The 12,882-nt window shown below is 53.4% G+C and carries 13 protein-coding genes; 10 read left to right on the plus strand and 3 right to left on the minus strand.

What is annotated here, in order from left to right:
* Positions 1 to 15 precede the first annotated feature (15 nt).
* The 5 genes from dam to RAC65_RS13580 all read left to right on the plus strand — a co-directional run bounded on the left by dam (position 16) and on the right by RAC65_RS13580 (position 4,898).
* The gene (gene dam / locus RAC65_RS13560) at positions 16 to 828 is read left to right on the plus strand and encodes an adenine-specific DNA-methyltransferase (RefSeq protein ID WP_058708596.1); all 813 of its coding nucleotides are present in this window, start codon (positions 16 to 18) and stop codon (positions 826 to 828) included.
* Positions 829 to 894: 66 nt separating this feature from the next.
* On the plus strand, positions 895 to 1,578 hold the full coding sequence (gene rpe / locus RAC65_RS13565; RefSeq protein WP_006120997.1) for a ribulose-phosphate 3-epimerase: 684 nt from the start codon (positions 895 to 897) through the stop codon (positions 1,576 to 1,578).
* Positions 1,562 to 2,239: a phosphoglycolate phosphatase gene (locus tag RAC65_RS13570; RefSeq protein ID WP_006120996.1), complete on the plus strand. Its 678-nt coding sequence runs from the start codon at positions 1,562 to 1,564 to the stop codon at positions 2,237 to 2,239. The genes rpe and RAC65_RS13570 overlap by 17 nt, the downstream gene beginning before the upstream one ends.
* A 17-nt stretch (positions 2,240 to 2,256) precedes the next feature.
* Positions 2,257 to 3,261: a tryptophan--tRNA ligase gene (gene trpS, locus RAC65_RS13575; RefSeq protein ID WP_006120995.1), complete on the plus strand. Its 1,005-nt coding sequence runs from the start codon at positions 2,257 to 2,259 to the stop codon at positions 3,259 to 3,261.
* Positions 3,262 to 3,614: 353 nt separating this feature from the next.
* The gene (locus tag RAC65_RS13580) at positions 3,615 to 4,898 is read left to right on the plus strand and encodes a cytosine deaminase (RefSeq protein ID WP_205953746.1); all 1,284 of its coding nucleotides are present in this window, start codon (positions 3,615 to 3,617) and stop codon (positions 4,896 to 4,898) included.
* 36 nt (positions 4,899 to 4,934) lie between these two features.
* Here the strand turns inward: RAC65_RS13580 and tsgA are convergent, their stop codons facing one another.
* Complete coding sequence (tsgA, locus tag RAC65_RS13585; RefSeq protein ID WP_006120993.1) at positions 4,935 to 6,113, minus strand: MFS transporter TsgA; 1,179 nt, start codon at positions 6,111 to 6,113, stop codon at positions 4,935 to 4,937.
* Between the two features lie 259 nt (positions 6,114 to 6,372).
* Between tsgA and ppiA the strand changes: the two genes are divergently transcribed.
* From ppiA to RAC65_RS13610, 5 genes are all read left to right on the plus strand, one after another.
* Positions 6,373 to 6,945, plus strand: coding sequence for a peptidylprolyl isomerase A (gene ppiA, locus RAC65_RS13590; RefSeq protein ID WP_033741562.1), 573 nt, complete (start codon positions 6,373 to 6,375; stop codon positions 6,943 to 6,945).
* 78 nt (positions 6,946 to 7,023) lie between these two features.
* Positions 7,024 to 7,194, plus strand: coding sequence for a YhfG family protein (locus RAC65_RS13595; protein WP_006120991.1), 171 nt, complete (start codon positions 7,024 to 7,026; stop codon positions 7,192 to 7,194).
* A complete protein-coding gene (locus RAC65_RS13600; protein WP_006120990.1) occupies positions 7,184 to 7,783 on the plus strand; it encodes a putative adenosine monophosphate-protein transferase Fic in 600 nt (199 codons plus the stop codon). The genes RAC65_RS13595 and RAC65_RS13600 overlap by 11 nt, the downstream gene beginning before the upstream one ends.
* Before the next feature lie 161 nt (positions 7,784 to 7,944).
* Complete coding sequence (locus RAC65_RS13605) at positions 7,945 to 8,520, plus strand: aminodeoxychorismate synthase component II (RefSeq protein ID WP_006122311.1); 576 nt, start codon at positions 7,945 to 7,947, stop codon at positions 8,518 to 8,520.
* 88 nt (positions 8,521 to 8,608) lie between these two features.
* Entirely contained in the window at positions 8,609 to 9,829 is a 1,221-nt protein-coding gene (locus RAC65_RS13610) for an aspartate aminotransferase family protein (protein ID WP_033741559.1), read from the plus strand.
* A 1-nt stretch (position 9,830) separates the two neighbouring features.
* Here the strand turns inward: RAC65_RS13610 and RAC65_RS13615 are convergent, their stop codons facing one another.
* Both RAC65_RS13615 and crp read right to left on the minus strand, forming a co-directional pair.
* Positions 9,831 to 11,906 (minus strand): YccS/YhfK family putative transporter, encoded by a 2,076-nt coding sequence (locus RAC65_RS13615; RefSeq protein WP_033741557.1) that lies wholly within the window; start codon positions 11,904 to 11,906, stop codon positions 9,831 to 9,833.
* 58 nt (positions 11,907 to 11,964) lie between these two features.
* On the minus strand, positions 11,965 to 12,597 hold the full coding sequence (gene crp, locus RAC65_RS13620; protein ID WP_000242758.1) for a cAMP-activated global transcriptional regulator CRP: 633 nt from the start codon (positions 12,595 to 12,597) through the stop codon (positions 11,965 to 11,967).
* Positions 12,598 to 12,882: the final 285 nt, after the last annotated feature.

Here is a 12,882-nt window from a genome sequence, read left to right on the forward strand (position 1 = left end):
AATTACCACGACAGCATGAAAAAAAATCGCGCTTTTTTGAAATGGGCGGGGGGAAAATTTCCCTTAGTCGAAGAGATCCACCGTCATTTGCCGCAAGGTGATTGCCTGATCGAACCCTTCGTTGGCGCGGGCTCCGTGTTTCTTAACACCGATTTTGATCGCTATCATCTGGCCGACATCAACAACGATCTCATCAATCTCTACAATATTGTCAAAACGCGCACGTCGGATTTTATTCGCGATGCGCGTTTACTGTTTACCAGCGAAACAAACAGCGAAATCCGTTATTACCAACTGCGCACGGAGTTTAACCTCAGTCATGACGCTTATCAGCGTGCGCTGCTGTTCCTCTATCTGAATCGCCACTGCTACAACGGCCTGTGCCGCTACAATCTGCGTGGTGAGTTCAATGTGCCGTTTGGGCGCTATCGTAAACCTTACTTCCCGGAAGCCGAGCTGCTCTGGTTTGCCGAACGGGCGCAAAAGGCGACGTTTGTCTGTGAATCCTACGATGTTACCCTGAACAATGCCCAAAAAGGCTCTGTGGTATATTGTGATCCGCCGTACGCGCCGCTGTCCGCAACGGCTAACTTCACGGCTTACCACACCAACAGTTTTAGCCTGCATGAGCAGCAGCATCTGGCGCAACTGGCCGCAAAGCTGGCGTCTGAGAGTCAAATTCCGGTCCTGATTTCTAACCATGATACGGAACTGACGCGTTGCTGGTATCAGGATGCCGTGTTACATGTGGTCAAAGTCCGGCGTTCTATTAGCCGAAGCATAACCGGTCGCACCAAGGTCGACGAACTGCTGGCACTCTATAGCTAGTCTGTTTCGTCCGCGACCAGGGTACTACGCCAGCCATCATGCTGGCGCACAACAGTGGAGAATCGGATGAAACAATATTTGCTGGCCCCTTCCATCCTTTCGGCAGACTTTGCTCGCCTGGGTGAAGACACCGCGAAGGCACTGGCGGCCGGAGGCGACGTGGTTCACTTCGACGTAATGGACAACCACTACGTGCCGAATCTGACAATGGGACCGATGGTGTTGAAAGCGCTGCGTGACTATGGCATCACAGCCCCGATCGATGTGCATCTCATGGTGAAGCCAGTGGACGCGTTAATCCCCGAGTTTGCCAAGGCTGGCGCGACCTACATCACGTTCCACCCCGAAGCGAGCGAGCACGTTGACCGCACGCTGCAGTTAATCAAAGAGCACGGTTGCAAAGCAGGCCTGGTCTTTAATCCTGCCACTCCGCTCAGCTACCTCGACTATGTGATGGATAAACTGGACATCATTTTGCTGATGTCGGTGAACCCCGGCTTTGGTGGTCAGTCATTTATCCCCGGCACGCTCGACAAGCTTCGTGAAGCGCGCAAGCGGATTGATCAGAGCGGCTACAGCATTCGCCTTGAAGTCGACGGTGGTGTGAAGATTGATAACATTGCGCAAATCGCGGCAGCGGGTGCAGATATGTTCGTTGCCGGTTCGGCCATCTTTGGCCATCCGGATTACAAGAAAGTGATCGACGACATGCGGAACGAGCTGGAGAAAGCGAATGGCTCATTTCACTGATATTCGTGGGCTGGCCTTTGACCTGGATGGTACGCTGGTCGACAGCGCGCCGGGGCTGGCGGATGCGATCGATTTGACGCTGGCAGACCTGGCGTTGCCTGCTGCTGGCGTGGCGCGCGTATCAACGTGGATTGGGAATGGTGCCGACGTTATGATGTGCCGTGCGCTGACCTGGGCACTCGGGCGCGAGCCACACCCGGACGAGCAGCGTGATGCGCGTGTGCTGTTTGACAAACATTATGCCAGCACGGTGGAGGCGGGCAGTACCCTGTTTCCTCAGGTCAAAGAGACGCTGACACGGTTACAGGCCACAGGCATGCCGATGGCGATTGTGACCAATAAGCCGACGCCGTTTGTCGCGCCGCTGTTGCAATCGCTGGGAATCGACCAGGCGTTTTCGTTGATTATTGGTGGCGATGATGTGGTGGTTAAAAAACCGCATCCTGCCGCGATTTTTCTGGTGTTGGGTAAATGGGGGCTGCTGCCCTCACAACTGCTGTTTGTCGGGGATTCACGCAATGATATTCTGGCCGCGCAGTCTGCCGGCGTACCCAATGTCGGCATGACGTTTGGCTATAACTATGGTGAACCCATTGCCAGCAGCCAGCCCGATCTGACCCTTGACTCTTTTGACGAACTTTTGCCCGCTATCGGGCTGTAATTTATCAGGACATAAGCATGAGCAAACCCATCGTTTTCAGCGGCGCACAGCCGTCCGGCGAACTGACCATTGGCAACTATATGGGTGCGCTGCGTCAGTGGGTGCAGATGCAGGACGATTTCCACTGCATTTACTGTATCGTCGATCTGCACGCCATCACCGTGCGCCAGGATCCGGTTGCACTGCGTAAAGCCACCTTAGATACGCTGGCGCTCTATCTGGCCTGCGGCATCGATCCCGAGAAGAGCACCATCTTTGTTCAGTCGCATGTGCCGGAGCACACGCAGCTCAGCTGGATTCTGAACTGCTACACCTATTTCGGTGAGCTGAGCCGCATGACCCAGTTCAAAGACAAATCCTCACGCTATGAAGAAAACATCAACGCGGGTTTGTTCAGTTATCCGGTGCTGATGGCTGCCGACATTCTGCTTTACCAGACCGCGCAGGTACCGGTGGGTGAAGATCAGAAACAGCATCTTGAGCTGAGCCGTGATATTGCGAGCCGGTTTAATGCGTTGTATGGCGATATCTTCAAGGTGCCGGAGCCATTCATTCCAAAATCAGGCGCACGCGTGATGTCGCTGCTGGAACCGACGAAAAAGATGTCTAAGTCGGATGATAACCGCAACAATGTGATCGGCCTGCTTGAAGATCCCAAATCGGTGGTTAAAAAGATTAAGCGTGCGATGACCGACTCTGAAGAGCCGCCGGTTATCCGCTATGACATTAAAGAGAAAGCGGGCGTCTCGAATCTGCTGGACATCCTGTCAGGCGTAACCGGTACGCCGGTGACCACGCTGGAGCAGGCGTTCGAAGGCAAAATGTACGGGCACCTGAAAGGCGCGGTCGCAGAAGCCGTATCGGGCATGCTGACAGACCTGCAGGAACGTTATCATCGCTTCCGCAACGACGAAGCGTTGCTGGAAAAGGTGATGCGTGACGGTGCACAGAAAGCCCGTGCCCAGGCGCAGGAAACCCTGAAAAAAGTCTATGAAGCGGTCGGATTTGTTTCTCAACCCTGATCGGTAACGTTGTAAGTCAAACGGCGAGCGAAGGCTCGCCGTTTTGATTTTCCCCCCAGCGTAATGGGCGGCGCAGGCTGACCACGCTGCCGACAAAGGAAAATGACGGTCAGGTACCACGCGCAAACGGAGCGGAACGTGTGCCAACCCTTCTTGCGTTTCGCTTTCGGTAATCATGTCATCTTATTCGTCCCCGACCTTTTGCTGTCGCGCCTGACCTGTCCGCAGAGGCAGGGCACCGGTTCGGCCTCGTACGCGCTAAGTGATTTAAATAACGAATAAAGTCATCTGGAGCAGGGCAGAGAGATCGTGTTAGCTTTACTTCGCAGCGCTTAACGCATGAGGAGCCCGGAATGACAACAGCACCACTTCGCTGGATAAACAATCTGCGTTTGCCCACCCGGGAAGGGCTGTGGCAGATAGAGATCGTGGAAGGAAAAATCGCCCGCATCACGGCGCAGCCTCAGCAGCTGTCAGCCGAGGGCGCAGCACTGGATGCGGAAGGCGGCCTGGCGTACGCGCCTTTTATTGAGCCTCATATTCACCTGGATACCACCCAAACGGCGGGTGAACCGGCCTGGAATCAGTCCGGCACGCTGTTTGAAGGTATTGAGCGCTGGGCAGAGCGGAAAGCCTTATTGAGTCATGAGGATGTAAAACGGCGCGCGATGCAAACGCTGAAATGGCAGATCGCGAATGGCATACAGTTTGTGCGCACGCATGTGGATGTGTCCGATCCGACGTTAACCGCCCTCAAGGCTATGCTGGAACTGAAAGCGGAGATGGCACCCTGGATCACGATTCAAATCGTGGCGTTCCCGCAGGAAGGCATTCTGTCTTACCCTAATGGCGAAGCGCTACTTGAAGAAGCGCTGCGACTCGGCGCGGATGTCGTCGGCGCGATTCCCCATTTTGAATTCACGCGGGAGTACGGCGTGGAATCCCTGCATAAAGCGTTCGTGCTGGCCAACCGTTACGACAGGCTGGTGGACGTGCACTGTGACGAAATTGACGATGAGCAGTCACGCTTCGTCGAAACCGTTGCCGCGCTGGCACACCGTGACGGGATGGGTGCGCGCGTCACGGCAAGCCATACCACAGCGATGCACTCGTATAACGGGGCTTATACTTCTCGTCTGTTTCGCTTACTGAAGCTCTCCGGCATCAACTTTGTTGCCAATCCCCTGGTGAATATTCACCTACAGGGTCGCTTTGACAGCTATCCCAAACGCCGCGGCATTACCCGGGTGAAAGAGCTGCTGGAGGCGGAGATTAACGTCTGTTTTGGCCATGACGACGTATTCGATCCCTGGTATCCGCTGGGTACGGGCAATATGCTTCAGGTGCTGCATATGGGATTACATGTGTGTCAGCTGATGGGGTACGAGCAAATTAATGCCGGGCTCGATCTAATTACACGCAACAGTGCCAACACGCTGAATTTAGCAGAGTACGGTATTCAGCGTGGTCATGACGCCAGTTTTATCATTCTGCCCGCAGAAAACGGTTTTGATGCGGTCAGGCGGCAGGTGCCGGTGCGTTATTCGCTTCGGCGTGGAAAGGTCATCGCGGCGACGCAGCCCGCAGAGAGCAAAATCTGTCTGGACACGTGGGAAGCGGTGACCTTCAGGCGTTGAAGCAAAGGGCGGCGCGTTGCCGCCGCCCTGAGAGGATTAATGCGTGATATGACCGTGCGAGCGGTGTTTGGTCACCAGGCCCAGCAACGCACACATGATAAACACCACGGCGTACAGGCCATTTGCCGTTAGCAGCGCGCTGTGCACGCCGCTGTTTTTCACAATGGGTGACGTAACGACGAAGGTCAGCATGGTACCCACGGTGCCACAGGTCAGAATAAAGTTAACCAGCTTGGGAGACGCGACTTTGGTTTGTAGAGAGCCGAGCGTAATGATGGTGGTATAGATCGCGCTTGAGCTGAAGCCCAGCGTCAGAATAATCCACCGCAACATGCTTGCATCCTGGCTGCTTACGAACCAGTACATCAGCACCGTGGCCAGTCCTGCCAGTACCATCAGAATACGTTGCAGATCGAAGAAGCGCAGCAGGAAGCTGAATACCCACATGCCGACCATATAAGCGGTCCAGAAGCTTCCTACCAGTTGACCGGCATCATCAATATTCATGCCCATCACTTTGGTGGCATATTCAGGCACCCAGGAAATAAAGCCGAGCTGGCCAAGAATGTAGCATAAGGCGGCAATCGCCAGTAACAGTACGCCCAGTCCCCATTTTTCTTTTTCAACCGTTGGGCTGTTCTCTGGCTTACGCAGAACCGGAAACTCCACGAATAACGTCATGATAAAAATACCGACGTAAATGACGCCAATGCAGACGTAAACCCAGTACCACGGCAGATGACGTGCCAGTAAAATGCCGGCCAGAATCGGGAAAATGGTGCCAGCCATACTAAAGAAGGAGTCCGTGAACAGCAGGCGTGAACCCCGTTGGCGGCCTTCGTACATGTGGGTAATCAGGAACGTCCCAATCGACATGGTGATACCACTGACGACGCCCAGTACGAACATGCACAGCGAAAATACCGACAGATCCCGGCTGGTCATCAGTCCGATAACGGCTAATACCATCAGCACAAAGCCAAAAATCAACTGGCGTTTGAGCGGCACAATGACCATCAACCAGGCATTAAGGAAAACGGCAGCCAGGATGCCACTGTTCAGGAAAGTGAAGGTGTTACCCATACTGTCGATGGGAATCTGGAAATCTTTCGCGATATCACCCATTACCATACCGGTGACAATCACCAGGGCACCGGTGAGCGCATAGGAAAGAAAGCTAATCCAGGTAAGGCCGATACGATTACGATTTGTCATGTTCTGAACCTGTTGGGAAGCGGGAGCGCTGCAGCGGCAGAAATTGTAAACGGAACCGTGATCTTAATAAACTAAGAGTGAAAACTGTTGTCATTCATTTCATCAATACTGTGATTTTAGTCACGAAGCGGAAGCAATCTTTTTCAGGCGTTTTTGGGTGCGTTTAGCGTAAATATAGGTAAAACGCTGGCTCTTGTATTACATGCTCTTTACAATCAATATCGTTTTTGAGCTAGCTCTCCAAAGTAAGGAATTACTCATGTTTAAACGTACTTTGACAGCGGCAGTTGCCCTGTTAGCGCTCTCTTCTGTTTCTGCCTCAGCTTTAGCGGCCAAAGGTGATACGCATGTCCTGCTGACCACTTCTGCCGGTAACATCGAACTCGAACTGAATAATCAAAAAGCACCGATCTCCGTTAAAAACTTCGTTGATTACGTTAACAGTGGTTTTTACAACAACACGATTTTTCACCGCGTTATCCCGGGTTTTATGATTCAGGGCGGTGGCTTTACCAATGAAATGCAGCAAAAACAAACCAATGCGCCGATCAAAAATGAAGCGGATAATGGTCTGCGCAACCTGCGCGGCACCATCTCCATGGCGCGCACCTCCGACAAAGACAGCGCCACCAGCCAGTTCTTTCTGAACGTCGCTGACAACGCCTTTCTGGATCATGGTCAGCGCGATTTTGGCTACGCCGTCTTTGGTAAGATCGTGAAGGGCCAGGACGTCGTGGACAAAATCTCTCAGGTGCCAACCAAAGATGTCGGGCCTTACCAGAATGTTCCCGTCAAGCCGGTGGTCATTTTGTCGGCAAAAGTCCTGCCCTGATTGTCTTGATTGCCATCCCGTTTCCGGCAAAGGGAAAATTTGCTCTTATACTTAGGGCAAACCTGAGCAGGAGGCGGTATGGCAAATACACTCACAGACAAACAGAAGGCAGCGCTCTGGCGACAGCGGCGGAATGCCAGCTATCGGGCAAGCTGTCGGCTTGAAGGCTTTACCCTGACGGAACCGGAGGTTAAGGGTGAAGAGGCGGAAGCCCGTCTGGCCTCATTAAGGAGGCAATATGGCTGCTAATACTGCCGTCACGCAGGATCCCTACCTGTGGCAAAACGACACGGTCCTCAAAAATCGTCTCGATATTCATGATGAGGCACAGTTACGTAAAGCGGAACTGAGCTTTAGCGCCGCCCGGCTTGCCACGCTTGAACTGGGCCCACCCAAAATCGGCCTGCCTTACCTGTGTCACATTCACCGTACGCTGTTTCAGGATGTCTACAGTTGGGCTGGCGAACTCCGCACGCTGGACATCTGGCGCGACGAAACCCCTTTTTGTCACTTCGAATATATCGAAAAAGAGGGTAATGCACTCATGGCCGCGCTAGAAGAAGAGAACGGCCTGGCCGATCTGCCTTTAGCTGAGTTTGCGAAACGCGTCGCCTGGTATTATTGCGAAATCAATATGCTTCATCCTTTTCGCGAAGGTAATGGCCGGGCGCAGCGTATTTTCTTTGAGCAACTGGCCCTGCATGCAGGTTACCTGCTGGAATGGGAAAAACTGAATCCGGAAGAATGGGTCAGCGCCAGTCAGGCCGGTGCGGCAGGGGATTTACAACCGCTGGAAGACGTCTTTGCCAGCATCGTCAGCGAAGCGCATCCTGTCTGAACCCCGATCCCGCCAGGGAGGCGAGCGCGTCTCCCTGCGCCTGGTAGTCTGTTTTCCTCACATCACACTCAGGTCACACCGCATGATAAGATACGGCTCTGGTCCTCATTCCGGATGCCGGGCCTTGTACGTATCCTTCTGATCTGCCTGAAATCATAACCATGCTGCTGCTTATTGATAATTACGATTCTTTCACCTGGAACCTGTACCAGTATTTTTGCCAACTGGGCGCGAACGTTCAGGTGGTAAGAAATGATGCCATCACTCTGGATGAAATGACGGCGTTGCCGTTAACCCACCTGGTGATTTCACCCGGCCCCTGTACGCCCGATCAGAGCGGGATCTCATTACAGGCCATTCGCCACTTCGCCGGTCGCCTGCCGGTGCTGGGCGTTTGTCTGGGGCATCAGGCAATCGCCCAGGTGTTTGGTGCGCAGGTCGTGCGTGCGCGCGAAGTCATGCACGGTAAGACGTCTGCTGTTCAGCATAACGGCTGTGGTGTATTTCGCGGTCTGAATCAACCGCTGACCGTAACGCGTTATCACTCGCTGATTGTGAAAGCCGATACGCTGCCTGATGAATTTGACGTCACCGCATGGAGTTTACGTGACGGTCAGCCCGACGAAATTATGGGCATCCGTCATAAAACGCTGGCACTGGAAGGCGTGCAGTTTCATCCTGAAAGTATCCTCAGCGAACAGGGACATCAACTGCTCGCTAATTTCCTGCAACAGTAAAGTTGTGTTTGCCTTTAAGTGATTTTTTATGCATATTTCATGATTATTATTTCATCATGAATCAACTCATCAGTTTGCGAGGTTGTCAATGGCAGCGGAAAACATTGCGGTAACACGGGAAACGTTCGATCAGGTTATTTTGCCTGTTTATGCACCTGCGCAGTTTGTACCGGTAAAAGGCAAAGGAAGCCGGGTGTGGGATCAGCAGGGTAAAGAGTATATCGACTTCTCGGGTGGGATTGCCGTCACCGCGCTGGGCCATTGTCACCCGGCGCTGATTGAAACCCTGAAGAAACAGGGCGAAACCCTGTGGCACACCAGCAATGTGTTCACCAATGAACCGGCTTTGCGCCTGGCCAGCAAACTGATTAACGCCACCTTCGCGGACAGAGTGTTTTTTGCCAACTCCGGCGCAGAAGCCAACGAGGCCGCGTTTAAGCTGGCGCGTTATTATGCCTGTAAACGTCATAGCCCGTTTAAAAGCAAAATTATTGCCTTCCATAATGCCTTTCATGGCCGGACGCTGTTTACGGTCACGGTAGGCGGCCAGCCAAAATATTCCGACGGTTTTGGCCCGAAACCCGCTGACATTGTGCATGTGCCATTCAACGATTTGGCGGCAGTGAAAGCCGTTATCGACGACCACACCTGTGCGATTGTCGTTGAGCCCATTCAGGGTGAAGGTGGCGTCATGCCGGCCACGCCAGAATTTATGCAGGGGCTGCGTGAGCTCTGCGATAAACATCAGGCGTTGCTGGTGCTGGATGAAGTTCAGAGCGGTATGGGGCGCAGCGGTAAGCTGTTTGCTTATGAGCACTACGGCGTCACGCCAGACATTCTGACTTCGGCGAAAGCGCTGGGCGGTGGTTTTCCTGTCAGCGCGATGCTGACCACCGAGGAGGTGGCGTCAACGATGGCTCCTGGCGTGCATGGCACCACCTATGGTGGCAATCCGCTGGCCTGTGCGATTGCTGAAACCGCGCTGGATCTGATCAATACGCCAGACGTGCTGAACGGCGTGGAATCCCGTCGCCAGCAGTTTGTCGAGGCACTCAAGGCGATTGATGCCCGTTACGATCTGTTTAGCGATATTCGCGGCAAAGGCTTACTGGTAGGCGCGGCCCTGAAGCCGCAACATGCCGGAAAATCACGCGATATCCTCAATGCCGCCGCGGCTGAAGGCGTTATGGTGCTGGTGGCTGGTACGGATGTGATGCGTTTTGCCCCTTCACTGATTATTGAACCCGCCGATATTGAAGAAGGCATGGCGCGCTTTGCCAAAGCGGTCGGGAAAGTCCTGGCTGCCTGAGTTATTTTCGACCCAGACTGCGAATCAGCCAGCGACCATGATGCGGTCGCTGGTTCCACGCCAGCGATGAGATCGTGTGCATCACCTTAAGATGATCCAGAATGCGCCTGATGTGCTGCTCCAGTACTGTGACCGGTCCCTCGTTGATATCTTCAATTCCCTGTAACAGATCGGTTTGCGAACTTTCGCCGTCATATTCAAGCCGCTGCTGGCAACGCTGCAGCGCAATTTCACACCATTGCAGATAGTGCTCCGCCAGCGTAGGCGGCAGCATGGTATGTTCGCGTGCCAGAATCGTCATGGCGTTGATGTGCTCAACGATAAACTGGCTGTGCGTGACCCATAAACGCATATCCTGTAAATAGCGTGCGTTAAACCCCGGCTCCTGCATCGCCTGATTTAGTGAGTTAAAGACTGCATTGTGGGCCTGATTAACGTTAACGCGCTGATAGGCGAGTACCTCGGGAGACTGTTCCGGACCAAGCAACATGCGTAACGCGTCCTGGAAAGCCTCAAGCACATCATGTGCGTTCTGTCGTAGCAGGGCACTTTGCCATTGCGGCCAAAGCCATAACGTTCCGCCAAACGCAATCAGGCAGCCCATCAGGGTATCCAGCAGGCGCGGCAGTAAGAATTGTGCGCCGTTAAGTGACAGAAGTTGCAGGGTATATACCGCGGTGACCGTGAACCCCACCATCGACCAGCCGTAAAACTGGCGGGTAAAGCGATAGCTGATAAAGGTAATCACCAGCATGATGCTCAACACCAGCGGTTCAGGGACATCCAGCCGCAGCGAGGCTGCCGCAATGACCAGCCCGGCAAAGGTGCCCAGCGCACGGTGCTGAATACGCACCCGTGTAGCGCTGTAGTTACTCTGGCTGACAAACATAATGGTCATCAGAATCCAGTAGGGTTTGGGAATCGAAAAGAACAGCGCCAGCCCGCTACCCAGCATCAGCATCACAGAAAAACGTCCGGCCGTGCGCAGGGCAGAAGAGCGCAGCGAGAGATAGCTTCTGAGTGCGGGCAGAAGCGGTAAACGGCGCTGGCGATCCGCCATCAAATCACGCTGATAGAGGGGCTTTTGTGTACGCAGTACCCGTGCGATGCGGCTGAAGTGATAAAGGCAAAAATTTCCTACCGGATTGTCCGGGTGCTGACGGGCGATTTTTTCCAGTGCCCCCAGCTGTTTGTCCATATCAAAGCGACTGGACAGTTGGTGGTACAGGATGTTGTCTGCCAGCTCACGTAAACGGGCGGAAATGGTTTTCGCATTCCAGCGAATCACGGCCTCTGCATGGCTTTGTTCTACCAGTTTTTGCACTTCTTCTGGCTGATGCAGGCTGACAGAAATGTGTTCCTGTAAATCCAGTGCGACCTGAAAAGCGCGGGTCAGTCGCTTATGACTGTGATCGCGGCTGGCGGACAGCATATGCATCTGCTGATAACAGGTATTGATGAGGTCGATTGCTTTTTGCTGCCGCGCCAGCAACGGTGGTAGCGCCTTCTCCGGATCGGTAAGTTGCGTCAGCAAGGTGTACTTGGCGTCACAATAGTTCGCCAGTTCGCGGTAAATCAGACTCAGGCTTTCACGCATTGGCTGCTCTTTCCACAGCCAAAACCAGAACCAGTTAAACAGGCCATACCACAGCGTACCGCCGATGTAGAGCAGGGGCGGTACGTAAATGGGCATGCGGCCAATCAGGCTGGTGGTAAATATCGCTGCGATCAGTGTGGCAGGGAGTAACCGTGCGTGCAGTGGGCTGATTTCACCTGTCACGCCCAGCAGCAAAGGCAGGGCGAAAAGAATAAGCGGTAAGGGCACGTCTTTAAACAGAAGCCACTGCATCAGTAAGCTACCCAGGGCAAACAGGCTGCCGCCGACAATCAGGCGTTTAAAGAAGCGTTTGTGGGGCGTATCCAGACCGGCAATATTGCAGCAGGCAGGCACCAATGAGAACAGCAATCCTTTTTGCAGATCGCCAAACAGCCAGCCGAGCGCGACGGGGAGACACAACACCAGTGTCTGGCGCAGGGCATAGTTAACTTCAGGGTGATAAATTATTCTTCGCCACATCGGCTCAACGCAAATAATTCACGGCATAACGTTGCCATTATGCCGTGAAGAATAAAGCTTAGCGCGTGCCGTAAACAACAATTGTTTTGCCGTGTGCGGAGATCAGATTCTGGTCTTCCAGCATCTTCAAAATACGTCCCACGGTTTCACGTGAACATCCCACGATTTGGCCAATTTCCTGACGCGTAATTTTAATTTGCATGCCGTCAGGATGCGTCATGGCATCCGGCTGTTTCGCCAGGTTGAGCAACGTCTGCGCAATGCGACCGGTGACATCAAGGAACGCGAGGTTGCCCACTTTTTCCGATGTGACCTGCAGACGGCGCGCCATTTGCGAGGAGAGACGCATGAGGATGTCCGGATTCACCTGAATCAGCTGACGGAATTTTTTGTAGGAAATCTCTGCCACTTCGCACGCGGTTTTCGCACGTACCCAGGCGCTGCGCTCCTGACCTTCTTCGAACAGGCCAAGCTCACCAATAAAGTCGCCCTGATTCAGATAGGACAGAATCATCTCCTTGCCTTCTTCATCCTTAATCAGTACCGCAACGGAACCTTTAACGATGTAGTAAAGCGTTTCCGCCTTTTCACCTTGATGAATGAGCGTACTTTTGGATGGATACTTGTGAATATGGCAATGGGACAGGAACCATTCAAGTGTAGGGTCTGTTTGCGGTTTGCCGAGAACCATTCGCTATTATCCTCTGTTGTAATCGTGCCCAAAATACAGGGCTCTGTTTCCCTGCCAGGCGATGTAAGCGTTAAGCGTCTTTCCATTCAGGAAATTATTCGGGCTGCATTCGGCGCAGTGCGCATCATTCTTCCCGGCTTCGTCTTCGGATGACGAAAAATATTTTCAGCTCTGTTTGTAGCACAGCTTACGTCGACTGTCTTGTGTTGTCTCGCTTCAGCAAGATGGCGTTTTCTCTGGATTGCTGTTTCCCAGGCAAAAGCGTACGCTGAGCCAAAACAGGGT

The organism is Pantoea sp. BS_8, from assembly GCF_041954965.1.
Taxonomy (GTDB): Bacteria; Pseudomonadota; Gammaproteobacteria; order Enterobacterales; family Enterobacteriaceae; genus Pantoea; species Pantoea stewartii.

Bases quoted from the DNA above. Each gene is read 5' to 3' on its own strand.
- dam (WP_058708596.1), top strand. From the start codon at position 16: ATGAAAAAAAATCGCGCTTTTTTGAAATGGGCGGGGGGAAAATTTCCC.
- rpe (WP_006120997.1), top strand. From the start codon at position 895: ATGAAACAATATTTGCTGGCCCCTTCCATCCTTTCGGCAGACTTTGCT.
- RAC65_RS13570 (WP_006120996.1), top strand. From the start codon at position 1,562: ATGGCTCATTTCACTGATATTCGTGGGCTGGCCTTTGACCTGGATGGT.
- trpS (WP_006120995.1), top strand. From the start codon at position 2,257: ATGAGCAAACCCATCGTTTTCAGCGGCGCACAGCCGTCCGGCGAACTG.
- RAC65_RS13580 (WP_205953746.1), top strand. From the start codon at position 3,615: ATGACAACAGCACCACTTCGCTGGATAAACAATCTGCGTTTGCCCACC.
- tsgA (WP_006120993.1), bottom strand. From the start codon at position 6,113: ATGACAAATCGTAATCGTATCGGCCTTACCTGGATTAGCTTTCTTTCC.
- ppiA (WP_033741562.1), top strand. From the start codon at position 6,373: ATGTTTAAACGTACTTTGACAGCGGCAGTTGCCCTGTTAGCGCTCTCT.
- RAC65_RS13595 (WP_006120991.1), top strand. From the start codon at position 7,024: ATGGCAAATACACTCACAGACAAACAGAAGGCAGCGCTCTGGCGACAG.
- RAC65_RS13600 (WP_006120990.1), top strand. From the start codon at position 7,184: ATGGCTGCTAATACTGCCGTCACGCAGGATCCCTACCTGTGGCAAAAC.
- RAC65_RS13605 (WP_006122311.1), top strand. From the start codon at position 7,945: ATGCTGCTGCTTATTGATAATTACGATTCTTTCACCTGGAACCTGTAC.
- RAC65_RS13610 (WP_033741559.1), top strand. From the start codon at position 8,609: ATGGCAGCGGAAAACATTGCGGTAACACGGGAAACGTTCGATCAGGTT.
- RAC65_RS13615 (WP_033741557.1), bottom strand. From the start codon at position 11,906: ATGTGGCGAAGAATAATTTATCACCCTGAAGTTAACTATGCCCTGCGC.
- crp (WP_000242758.1), bottom strand. From the start codon at position 12,597: ATGGTTCTCGGCAAACCGCAAACAGACCCTACACTTGAATGGTTCCTG.